The organism is Dyadobacter sp. 22481 (genome assembly GCF_052044875.1).
Lineage (GTDB): Bacteria > Bacteroidota > Bacteroidia > Cytophagales > Spirosomataceae > Dyadobacter > Dyadobacter endophyticus.
The window spans coordinates 21225-33012 of sequence record NZ_JBQENV010000008.1 but is presented as its reverse complement, the minus strand read 5'-3'; the positions used below and the strand labels follow the sequence as shown (position 1 = coordinate 33012).

The following is an 11788-nucleotide window of genomic DNA, read 5'->3' as shown; positions in this document are numbered from 1 at the left end:
GGATTTGCCGCTTTTCGGCGACTGTCCACACAAAGCGGCACAATGCTGTATTGGATATCCGACAGTTTTACATCCAGCAAGCGCGTATAATATTCCGCTTCGGATTCATTGAGGAAAATCGTGCGGTCGGACGAGATAATGGCGTTTTGATCGAGCTTGAAATGTGCTGCTGCTTCGGGACTTTCTTTGGCGATCGTTTTGCGGTCGGTCACATAGGTGTCGTAAAAGGAGATGTAAAAATCCGTGATCACCTGCTTTTTGAAGAACTTCGCCAGCTTGTATTTATAGGGGTATTGGTGACGGGTCGCGGGGATGATGACGATGTCGGCCTTCCAAACGACCGTCAGCTCGATGATCATTCGCTGGATTTTGTTCCACAAGGAAGGGCGGTCCCAGAGTAATCCGGGGTTGAGGTAAAACAGATTTACCTCTGAAATGTCAAAAAGGGATCTGATCAGGTTTTGTGTTCTGTAACTGCCAGCCACAACTCCGTAGATCACTACGTTAACCTTCATATTTTCGGGGTTAGCCATCAGCCGCTGCACGGGGCAGCCGGGTCTGGCGTAATCAAATTCATAGTCGGCGGCTTTTCCGGCAGAAAGTCTGTCGGGAAACGGCGCGAACCATGCATTAAAATTTTTTCAATGTTAATAGGAGTCCTGGATCAATAAAAACTAAAAGACCGTTGTGGTTCAGTTTTAATGATTTGTAATATTTGTCGGGCGGAGGTTATATTGATAGAATGCCCAAAAATAGCGAAAGGAAGTTAATAAACCAGTCGAATAGCAGTAATTACAATTGCATCAACGGCAATTTGACGTAATTTGCCAAAGGCTGGATCTCCTTCGCCGGCCGGCTTGCTACTCATATTTCAGGCGTCGGTAAACCAGGGAACAACTCAATTGTTAGCCGCCAATTTATTGTCGATTAAACGTATGGAAGGCAAGGTATTGTTGATGGCTGCAAAGGCAGGTTACGACCAAAATTTGCTATCTTGACACTACGATCATTCCCTTGTGAATATATGCGAACCTATCCGTCTTTGCTTGAAGTTGTTAAGGGCAAACAGTGGGTGCTCTTGCTTGTGCTGTGCGGGTTTTCTCAGGAAAGCACATTTACACAAAGCGATTTTGAAAAGCTGCGCCCGATCGTGGGCAGCTGGCTAAACAAACGAGCCAGGGGCGACATTTATGAAACCTGGGCCCGCAGGAGCGAAAAGGAGTTTGCCGGCATGAGTTATACGCTTGCTGGTGCCGACACTACGCCGCTTGAAAAGGTCAGCCTCTACATAAGCGGCACCCAGATTGTGTACGCGCCGGTGGCCGCCGGGCAGAATCTGGAGAAGGAGGTTTTATTTAAACTGAAAACCATTGAAGGCGGCCGGTTCGTATTTGAAAACCTCAACCACGATTTCCCCAAACGGATTGTCTACGATTTCAGATCGAATGATTCGCTGTATGCGCACATTGAAGGGCAAGTGGGCTCCCGCCAGCGAAGAGTCGATTATCCTTACCGCAGAATACATTAAACTATTTATAACACCATGAAAAGATCAGAGATCGTTCCAATGCCCCCGTTTTTTGACAGATACATTAACCTTGTAGAAGATATCGACCTATTTGACGGATTCGCAAAATACACCCCTGAATGTGTATTTGCTGAAACTGAAAAGCTAGACGCGCTTGGCGAGCGGGTTTATGCAGAAGGGAAGTGGACGGTCAAAGACATTTTGCAGCACGTGATCGATAACGAGCGGATCATGTCCTACCGGGCGCTACGCTTTTCGAGAAACGACAAGACGCAGCTTCCGGGTTATGATGAGGCTATCCTGGCTGCGAATACTGTTGCGGGCGGCCGCACGATCAGCGATTTGTTGCAGGAGTTCTCCGAGCTTCGCCAGAGCACGATAACCTTGTTTAGAAACATGGACAAAACCATGCTGACGCGCATGGGTAATGCAAACCAGACGGAGATATCGGCGCTAGCACTTGGTTTTGTGATCCTGGGGCATCCATTGCATCACATGAAGGTGATCCGTGACCGTTACTTTCCGCTGCTTTAAGTGCCTGCCAGCTGATCGAGTGCTTCTTCTACCTTGGTTACCGGCAATTGACAGGTTTTGTCGAAGCAGACATAAATCGCTGTTTTAGCATTGATCTCAGTCCGGTTCAGCAGGAGCGGTAGGGTGGAGGAAGTGCTCGTTCCCATGACAATCTTGTTGGGGATGAAAAAGCGGTCGAAGTCCTTGCGCACCGCGTCGGCGTCGGCTCCTACAATTGCAATTTCGGCGGTAGGGACAGCCCGCTGGCAGTATAATGCGGCCCAGTTGGTGACCCATTGCACATCTGCAAGCAGCAACTTGGTCATCTTGGAAAGCATATTGTCCGCTATTTCCAGGTAATCCTCGCGGTCGAGGATCTTGCCCAATACGTAAAGATTATGGGCCATCATGGAATTAGAGGCCGGGATTACATTATCGAAAAGCTCCTTTTTGCGGGCAATGAGCGTTTCCCCGTAGGAATCGGTAAAGTGGAAGAAACCTTCGGACTGGTCAAAGAAATTGCTTATCGTGTAATCGGCCAGCTCCTGGGCTTTTTGCAGCCAATTTTCTTCAAATGTGACCTGATAAAGCCCCAGGTAACCGTCTATCACCGCGGCATAATCTTCCAGAAAACCCGTCACGGTGGCTAGACCATTTTTATAACTGTGGTTCAACTTGTTACCCGTCGTCATTTTTCCGGCAATGAAATGAGCTGTTGCAACGGCCAGATCGCGGATAGCCTCGCGGCCCAATGCGCGGTAGGAATCCGTTAAGCCTTTGATCAGCAGACCATTCCAGGAAGCCAGGATCTTGTCATCCAGTCCCGGCCGAATCTTGGAGCGACGGCTTTCTGCAAGTTTGTTTAATGCGCTTTCATATAGCGCCGAAAAATTCTCGGTGTGAATGCCGGCTGTTTTGGCGGCATATTCAACGGGCTCTGTCAAATGCAGGTGGTTATAGCCGTGCTCCCAGTTTCCCTGCCTGGAAATTTTATAGAGTTTTGAAAACCAATTAAAATCCTCCCCCAATGCAGCTTTGAGCTCCTGCTCAGTCCAGATGTAGAATTTACCTTCGATACCCTCGCTATCGGCGTCCAGAGCGGAGAAAAATCCACCGTCCGGGCTGCGCATCTCGCCGGCCAGCCATTGAACGGTCTGCTGGATACGGTCTGCGTAAAGTGGATTTTGAGTTAAGGAATAAGCCTCGGCGTAAATGCTCAGCAACTGCCCGTTGTCATAGAGCATTTTCTCGAAATGCGGGATAAACCAGTCCTCGTCCACCGAATACCGGGCCCAGCCGCCGCTGACGTGATCGTAAATGCCGCCGAGCGCAATGCGGTTCAGTGAAAGTTCAACCTGCGCCAATGCTTCCGGATTCTGGCTGATATCGAAATAGCGCATCAAAAACTTGTAAATGGAAGGCATCATGAATTTAGGCGCGCGGTCCATGCCGCCTTTCACCGTATCGAAATGCCGCTGGATCTGCTCGAACATCAAATCCGCGTCAGAGCGGTTGAACTGGACGGTGGCATTGACCAACCCGTATTTCTGGCTTTCGGAGGCGACCATGTTTTCTACAAAACCTTCCGCGGAGCTTGCCAGCTCGTCGTAATGGTTGGTAAATGCCTGGTTAATGCTTTTCAAAAGCTGCACCCAGTTTTGGGCCGGCAGGTAGGTAACCCCGTAAAAAGGTTTGCTGTCAGGCAGCAGGAACACATTCAGCGGCCAGCCCCCGCGTACGCCCATTGCTTGCACAGCGTCCATGTATACGGCATCGACATCGGGGCGCTCCTCGCGATCGACCTTGATGCAGACGAAATACTGATTCATGACCTGGGCGATCTGCTCTTTTTCGAAGCATTCGCGCTCCATTACGTGGCACCAGTGGCAGGCCGAGTAGCCGATACTGACCAGAATAGGCTTGTTTTCGTTTTTGGCTTTGGATAATGCTTCCTCGCCCCAGGGATACCAATCCACGGGATTATGGGCGTGTTGAAGCAAATACGGACTGGTTTGTTGACTGAGTCGGTTCATAACAATGCAGGCAGCGGCTATTGCTGGATCACTACCTTTTTAATGACAGTTCTTTTATCGGTGGTAAAGCGGGCAAAATACATGCCAGCCGATAGTTTCGGAAGCGGAACCGTTGTCTTGGTTTCACCGGCGAATGCTTTCAGTTTTTGTTGCAGGAATATCTGTCCTTTACTGTTGGTCAATGCAAAATCTACCAGAGTTACCCCATTCACACCCGCCAGCGAAACATTGAGCTCCTGCGCTGCCGGGTTTGGAAATACATTTACCCTATCGAGCGAGGATTCCACGCCATTGACCGAGTCGTTCAGATCGAACTTGCAGAGGAAAACTTCCTTTCCTTTGAGTGTGATGTAACGTGCCCAGTTCTGATAGGAAACCGTGATGGAAGTGGTTGCATTATCGGCCGCATAGGGGTTCTGGGCGGCGATCAGAATGTTACCTCCTTTTACGATGCCTCTCCAAACCGGGTTTTGCTGCTCCATATTGTCCCGGGCGGACATGGGGATCACCAGTTGGTAATTTCCTTCCAGCATATCCTTGAACTGCGATAATCGGTAGAGACCGTAGATGAAATGTTCATAGGGTCCGTAGTTTTCCTGCCTGTCGGCCGATAAAAATGGGTTTTCCCAAAGCCATAGACCTTTTGCGCCGGCAAAGAATGGGAAGATCGCCGTGGCCTCGGCCATAAAATCGGTGATCAGCGGTATGTTTTTGTCGTAGCTGTCGTGCACGCGCAGCCACACGAACGGAATGATCGGTTTGTCGCTCCAAGCCGCGTTCACTTCGATGCTGAACAGCAGGTAGGAGAGGTAATCTTTGCCGATGGGATGGTCGTAGCCGTAATAGTAGTATGGCGAGGGCGAGAGAAAATCCATGGCATTGTAGAAGCTACCCCCGATTTTGCCCGCATTGTCCTGCACAAGATAGTGTGTGCGTGCGAGGTTGGTGGTCCAGTCCTGCCAGCTGTTGGTGGTGATATTGAGCCAGGTATTGCGGATGGGCACATCGCTGTAACTGGTCAATGCGGCTTTTACCCCTTTCAGGCGAAGGCGGTTGGCCGCCTCGGTGTACCACCAGCGTATATCTCTTTTGTAGGTTGCCAAGAAATCGGCATCGGAAAGGTTGCGGTAATTTTGCGGGATCTGTGTGTTGGATTTCAATGCAAGAATGTCGCGGTCCTCACGCTGCATGCGCTCGATGTCCAGGCAGACGATGTCCAGATTGGTAACCGTGCTCGCATAAGCATCCCAATAGCTCCGGTAGGCGGCGGTATCGTTACCCCACGGGCTCCTGAGGGCATTGTCGGCCCACGGCTGGTTGCCGCTCGATGTTGCCACGCCGTACCAAAGTGCGGCGAGCTGGCTCGGTTGCAACGAACCGGGTTCAGGCCCGCTGAATGCGGCAAGGTGATTGAACCCATGTTTTAATGGCTGGGACTGGGTGTCGCCAAAGCGCGGACCGCTATAAATGATCTTGAATGGAAGCGAGAATTCGGGGAATTTGCTCCATTCGATACTATTGTTGGTAGTGACCGGGTTTAGCACATAACCGGGCTGGCAATTTTGGCTGCGAGCGGTTAATGCGGTGAGCAGTATACTCAGAAATGTGCTGAAAAAAGCCTTTAAATAGATGTTTGTATAGTGAGTCATAAGAATTGACCAGACTAATTCGTTACTTTTGCAATGCCGCCAATTTCATTTTTCCGGGGCGCGTAGCGTGGCAGGTGTAATCCACCAGACGAAATTCCCGACCCGTAAGAGAGAAACTACCCGGCCACAGCGCGATAGAAATTGCCTTGAAACGTAAAATACAATCAACATGAAACGACTACTTCTTTTTGTTCCAGTCCTGTTTTTATCGCTTTTGGTGATTAGCTGCAAGGACAAAGATAAGAATGAAACGCCTGAGCCGACGGCCAAGAATAAAATACTGGTTAATTATCCCTGGCGGATGTCATCTGTGACGGATTTGTCGGGAAAAACCATTCCGGACAACCAACTGGGTACTGACACAAAATACATTCTGAAAATGGATATTCAATTTCAGCAAAATGCAACAGTGAAGGCGTTGGATCAAAATTCAAGCCAGGTAATCAATGGTGGGACCTGGTCTTTGATCAACGAAGAAAAGGCACTGGATATCAAGATCATTGGCTTCTCGGGGGAATTCGGACTGGAAGAACTGACCAACAGCAGAATGAAACTGAAAAGTAAAATGCCCGTTGGTGGCGTAGAGCAGGAGGCGATCATGGTATTTCAGCCTGTGATCAAGTAACTGGTGGTGTGATATACAATTTATGGGGAAAAGCGGCGGATAAAATCTGCCGCTTTTCTTATTTTGTACAAATTTTTTTGAATGAAAAAGAACATCCCCTCCATCATCAACGCGTGGTGCATGTACGACTGGGCCAACTCGGTGCACGCGTTAGTGATCGTTTCCAGCATCTTCCCCGTCTATTTCAGCGCGACTGCATTAAGTGCTTCCGGGACGCCGGAGGTTAATTTTTTCGGGATGCAGATCAAAAGCTCTGTTCTTTTTTCCTACACGGTTTCCGTCTCGTTCCTGATCACCGCGCTGCTGATTCCCATTTGCACTGCGATCGCCGATTTTACCGGTAAGAAGAAGCGGTTCATGCAGTTTTTCTGCTATACCGGGGCTGTGAGCTGTATGCTGCTGTATTTTTTTACGAAGGAAACGCTGATTTCCGGAGTGTTCCTTTTTGGTCTGAGCTTGATCGGTTGGAGCGGAAGCATTGTCTTCTACGATTCCTATTTGCCGGAAATTGCCACAGAAGACCGCTTTGACAAATACAGCGCGCGTGGTTTTTCACTGGGCTATCTGGGCAGTGTAGTGTTGCTTCTTTTTAATTTAAGCATGATTTTGGCGCCGCAGTTTTATGGCATTACCCAAAAATCGCTTCCTGCGCGGATATCGTTTTTTACGGTGGGATTGTGGTGGGTACTGTTTGCCCAAATTCCGTTTTACTACCTGCCATCGGGCAACGCCGATCGGAAAAAGAGTGGCAACTGGATATTTCACGGCTTTAAGGAGTTAAGAAAGGTGTATGGACGCCTGCGTGAGCAGCCTTACCTGGCAAAGTTTCTGAGTGCATTTTTCATCTATACGATGGGCCTGCGCACGGTCATGTATGTGGCGACGATATTTGGTGCCACAGAGCTGAAACTGCCCTCGCAGAGCCTGATCATCACCGTGCTGTTAATTCAGCTCGTCGGGATTGCCGGCTCGTATACTTTCGCCTGGCTCTCGGGCAAAATCGGCAATATCTATGCATTGATGATAGGCGTAACTATCTGGATCGGCATCTGTACGGGCGCTTACTATACCACCGAGGCCATGGAGTTTTATGTGATCGCCTGCACGGTAGGTATGGTGATGGGCGGTATCCAGTCTCTTTCCAGGTCGACTTATTCCAAACTTATTCCTGAGAATGTCAAAGATACCGCCTCGTATTTCAGTTTTTATGATGTGACCGAAAAGCTTGCGATCGTAATTGGTACCTTTATTTATGGCACTGTTGAGCAGCTTACCGGCAGCATGCGCAATAGTATCCTTGCATTACTCATCATTTTCGTGCTCGGACTGGTGCTGCTTTACCGGATTCCTTCCCGGAAAGTTTACCACTTCGAATTGGATCGTAACAAAAATTGACATAATATCGCGGTCGAAACCTCGCACAGAAAGCAGGATGTTAGCTCAGCTGGTTCAGAGCGCCGCCTTGACAGGGCGGAGGTCAGCGGTTCGAACCCGCTACGTCCTACAATTGAAGGCTTGTATATCGCTGATATGCAAGCCTTCTTGTTTTTGCTCGTCAGTCAGAGGCCAGAGCCGGGTCGGCGGTTCAAAAATAGGCCTCTGACTTTTGCATAATAATTTCAATAAGCAGGGTTTTATTATTACTTTAAAAAGATAAAGCGAAGTATTAATCTAAAAATCTGGATTGCGTTAAAATTATGTTGGAATTGACCGAGCGTCAATGGGCGCTGTTTGATTATGTGAAGCAAATGCATGGGGAGCAGAAACGTAAATATACCGGTGCGCCTTACTACACCCATTTACTCAGTGTTGCCGACCGCGTGAACAGGTATGCAAGGAATGGTTATGAAACAGAAATCGCGCTCTGTCACGATTTGATTGAGGATACCGAGTGTTCGCTGGCTGATCTTTCCTACAAACTGATGAGCCTTGGTTATAGTGTTGAAGAGGATGTTGTGATCCTTGCGGGGGTAGACGACCTTACAGACAAGTACACAAGCGAGAAATACCCTTCCCTGAACAGGGCGCAGCGCAAAGAGCTGGAAGGTGCGCGGATTGTGAGCTCCCGGCCGGTCGCTCAGACGGTTAAGTATGCCGATATTATCGATAATATGCTCTCGCTTGCCGAGCACGACCCGGGTTTTGCCCGCGTGTATGCACGTGAGGTGGATGGTTACCTTTGGCAGATCAATATGGGCAACAAAGAGCTTTATGCGGCTTGCTGCCAGCTTTTGACAGAGGTGAAAGCCAGACTTCGCCTGGACCAAAATTAAGGTAGCTCTGATTAGAACATAAAAAAGCCTGCCTCATTGAATGGGGCAGGCTTTGATTGTATTGATAGCTTATTAAAGCGTCCGTTTCACTTCGCGCAGCTCGAAACTTTCGATGATGTCGCCGATTTCAATGTCGTTGTAGTTTTTAACACTCAAACCACATTCGTAACCGTTTCTTACTTCCTGAACATCGTCTTTGTAACGTTTCAGCGAGTCGATTTCACCTGTATAAAGTACGATACCGTCGCGGACAACGCGGATCTTATTGTTGCGTTTCACATAGCCATCCGTCACATAGCAACCTGCAATGGTACCAATGCGGCTGATCTTGAAGACTTCGCGGATTTCGATGTTTCCGGTAATGATCTCTTCGATGGTCGGTGCCAACATACCAGTCATCGCATCTTTGATCTCTTCGATCGCCTGGTAAATTACCGAGTAATGGCGGATTTCGATCTGATCCTGTTCGGCCATTTTCTTGGCATTCGAAGAAGGACGAACCTGGAATCCAACGATGATCGCATCGGAAGCAATCGCAAGGTTGACATCGGATTCAGAAATCTGACCTACCGCCTTGTGAATGATATTTACCTGAACTTCCGAAGTCGAAAGTTGTAGCAATGAATCCGAGAGCGCTTCTACCGAACCATCCACGTCACCTTTTACGATCAGGTTCAGCTCGCGGAAGGTACCAATCGCTTTACGACGACCGATCTCTTCAAGGGTAATGTGCTTACGTGTCCGGATCGATTGTTCGCGCTGGATCTGCTCACGCTTGGTAGCGATATCACGTGCATCACGCTCGTTTTCGAATACATTGAAACGATCACCCGCCTGTGGCGCGCCATTAAGGCCCAGCAACTGTACAGGTGTGGAAGGACCCGCTGTTTTGAGCTTCTTGCCAAGGTAATCGGTCATCGCTTTTACTTTACCGAAATGCGCGCCGGCCAGTACCACATCACCGACTTTCAATGTACCGGTCTGAACCAGGATGGTTGTCACATAGCCACGTCCTTTATCAAGGGAGGCTTCTACAACCGTACCTAGTGCACGACGGTCCGGATTTGCTTTCAATTCGAGCAGCTCGGCTTCGAGCAATACTTTTTCAAGCAGCTCGTCGATACCCAGACCCGATTTGGAAGAGATTTCCTGGGTTTGGTATTTACCACCCCATTCTTCCACGAGAAGGTTCATATTGGCCAGCTCTTCGCGGATCTTCTCGGTGTTCGCACCGGCCTTATCTACTTTACTGAATGCAAATACGATCGGTACACCGGCAACCTGTGCGTGGTTGATCGCCTCGCGTGTCTGCGGCATGACGCTGTCGTCCGCTGCGATCACGATGATTACCACGTCGGTTACCTTCGCTCCACGGGCACGCATCGCAGTAAATGCTTCGTGACCCGGTGTATCAAGGAATGTTACCTGCTTACCGGTTTTGGTTTTTACGCTATATGCACCAATGTGCTGGGTAATACCCCCAGCTTCACCACTGGCTACGTTTTCCTGACGGATGTAGTCAAGAAGCGATGTTTTACCGTGGTCAACGTGACCCATGATGGTAACGATGGGCGCTCTTTCTTTCAGGCTTGCCTCGTCATCAACTTCTTCCTGCACATCGTTCTGCACCTCTTCTTCCGCAGAAATAAAGGCTACTTCAAACCCAAATTCATCGGCAATGAAGGTAATCGCTTCCGCATCCAGGCGCTGGTTGATCGAAACGAACATACCCATGCTCATGCAAACCGAGATTACCTCCTGAACTGTCACGTCCATCAGGGACGCCAGGTCATTGGCAGATACGAACTCGGTTACGCGCAATACTTTTGTTTCTTCGTCTCCGAAGCCGTTTGGATCGTTCTGATCTCCACGGTCGCGGCGGCGGTTGCCTTTTCCTCTGGCCATACCTTTGGTGTTACCACCACCCATACGGGCCATTGTTGCCTTGATGTTGTCAGAAACTTCCTTATCGGAAACCTCTTCACGCCGTCCACCTCGACGGTTATTGTTGCTGTTGTTGCCTGCCCGGTTGCCCTGGCCTGGTTGCGCTGGACGGGCTGGTCCGCCTGCTTGCGTGTTGCCACCCTGGGTGGTATTTCCAGGCGTATTTGGACGGGCGCGGTTTGTGTCAGTTCCTGTGGTGGTATTTGGAGTTGCACCAGCATTTGGCGTTGCACCTGCGTCGGCTGGCCGGTTTTCCCCGGGAGCCGCTGCTCCGTCACGAATTCTTTTTCTTTTTCTTCGGCGTTTTTTGTCAGCGGAAGTGTCGCTGGATGCCACCGGATCTTTCTTTTTATTGGAAGGTAGTTCGATCTTTCCGACTACTCTTAGTCCTCTGAGTTGTTCCCCGCGGGCCTCGATCAGCTCGGATTCGCCCGATGGCTGCTCTTCGGTCGTGCTGCTGGGTTCTGCCGGGGCAGGAGCGGCTTTTTCTGCAACTGGCGCAGTTTCTTTTGCTTCAACCGGTGCGGGTTTGCTTTCCGCTGGTTCAACCGGACGAGGCTCTTCTTTGACTGGCGCCTCGGCTACCGGAGCCGCCGGTGCGGGAGGAGTTTCTTTCACAGGAGCTTCCACCGGAGTTTCTTTAACAGGTTCAGGCTGAATTGCTACCGGTTTGATTTCTTCTTTCTCTACTGGCGCTGGTGCCTCTTTCGGCGTTTCAGCCACAACCTCTTTTGGAGCTTCCGTTTTAGGTTGCTCCTCAGGCGCAGGCTGTTGAACTACCGGACGTTTTGCTTCCAGGTCGATCTTACCAACTACTTTAATACCAGGTAGTTTATTTTCAAAAGCAGGTTGAGGCTCAGTCGTCGAAGGGTTTTCTTCTACAACAGGTTTTTCGTCGGCTTTCGGTGTATTTCGGAAATAAAGAATTCCTTCAACGTCGCTTTTCACCTTCTCTTCCTTAACCTCAACCGGCGCTTCCACAACAGGAGCAACCGGCTTTTGCGTCAGGGATGATCTCAGCTCATTCGATTTGAAGTCCTTCGCAAGAAACTCGATTTGATCGGCATTAATTTTGGTATTTGGATTACTTTCCACCTTATACCCCTTGGCAGACAGATGATCCACGATCGTAGTAATACCCACGTTGAGGATCCGTGCCACTTGGCTAAGGCGCATCATTTTATCTTCTGCCATATTAGCAATTTAGTAGAATAAGGTTTTGC

General features: G+C 49.4%; 9 protein-coding genes and 1 tRNA gene. 6 read left to right on the top strand and 4 right to left on the bottom strand.

Annotation, left to right across the window (positions count from 1 at the left end):
• Positions 1 to 515 (bottom strand): hypothetical protein (locus ACTJJJ_RS31565; protein ID WP_440703896.1); only part of this gene is annotated, 515 nt, incomplete at its 3' end.
• A 527-nt stretch (positions 516 to 1042) separates the two neighbouring features.
• On the opposite strand from ACTJJJ_RS31565, the gene ACTJJJ_RS31560 reads away from it, so the two are divergent.
• Both ACTJJJ_RS31560 and ACTJJJ_RS31555 read left to right on the top strand, forming a co-directional pair.
• Positions 1043 to 1528, top strand: a complete 486-nt coding sequence (locus tag ACTJJJ_RS31560) for a DUF6265 family protein (protein ID WP_426293681.1) — start codon at positions 1043 to 1045, stop codon at positions 1526 to 1528.
• A 15-nt stretch (positions 1529 to 1543) separates the two neighbouring features.
• Complete coding sequence (locus ACTJJJ_RS31555) at positions 1544 to 2062, top strand: DinB family protein (protein WP_426293682.1); 519 nt, start codon at positions 1544 to 1546, stop codon at positions 2060 to 2062.
• Here the strand turns inward: ACTJJJ_RS31555 and ACTJJJ_RS31550 are convergent.
• Positions 2059 to 4074: a thioredoxin domain-containing protein gene (locus ACTJJJ_RS31550; RefSeq protein WP_426293683.1), complete on the bottom strand. Its 2016-nt coding sequence runs from the start codon at positions 4072 to 4074 to the stop codon at positions 2059 to 2061. The genes ACTJJJ_RS31555 and ACTJJJ_RS31550 overlap by 4 nt on opposite strands.
• A gap of 17 nt (positions 4075 to 4091) precedes the next feature.
• Positions 4092 to 5723: a T9SS type A sorting domain-containing protein gene (locus ACTJJJ_RS31545; protein ID WP_426293684.1), complete on the bottom strand. Its 1632-nt coding sequence runs from the start codon at positions 5721 to 5723 to the stop codon at positions 4092 to 4094.
• Positions 5724 to 5892: 169 nt separating this feature from the next.
• Here ACTJJJ_RS31545 and ACTJJJ_RS31540 point away from each other — a divergent pair, with 169 nt between their 5' ends.
• From ACTJJJ_RS31540 to ACTJJJ_RS31525, 4 genes are all read left to right on the top strand, one after another.
• Complete coding sequence (locus ACTJJJ_RS31540) at positions 5893 to 6348, top strand: hypothetical protein (RefSeq protein ID WP_426293685.1); 456 nt, start codon at positions 5893 to 5895, stop codon at positions 6346 to 6348.
• A gap of 81 nt (positions 6349 to 6429) precedes the next feature.
• Complete coding sequence (locus ACTJJJ_RS31535; protein WP_426293686.1) at positions 6430 to 7743, top strand: MFS transporter; 1314 nt, start codon at positions 6430 to 6432, stop codon at positions 7741 to 7743.
• 34 nt (positions 7744 to 7777) lie between these two features.
• Positions 7778 to 7852: transfer RNA gene (locus tag ACTJJJ_RS31530), tRNA-Val, on the top strand.
• 193 nt (positions 7853 to 8045) lie between these two features.
• The gene (locus ACTJJJ_RS31525; protein ID WP_426293687.1) at positions 8046 to 8621 is read left to right on the top strand and encodes a metal-dependent phosphohydrolase; all 576 of its coding nucleotides are present in this window, start codon (positions 8046 to 8048) and stop codon (positions 8619 to 8621) included.
• Positions 8622 to 8693: 72 nt separating this feature from the next.
• Here ACTJJJ_RS31525 and infB read toward each other — a convergent pair whose 3' ends face one another.
• Positions 8694 to 11759 (bottom strand): translation initiation factor IF-2, encoded by a 3066-nt coding sequence (gene infB, locus ACTJJJ_RS31520; protein WP_426293688.1) that lies wholly within the window; start codon positions 11757 to 11759, stop codon positions 8694 to 8696.
• Positions 11760 to 11788: the final 29 nt, after the last annotated feature.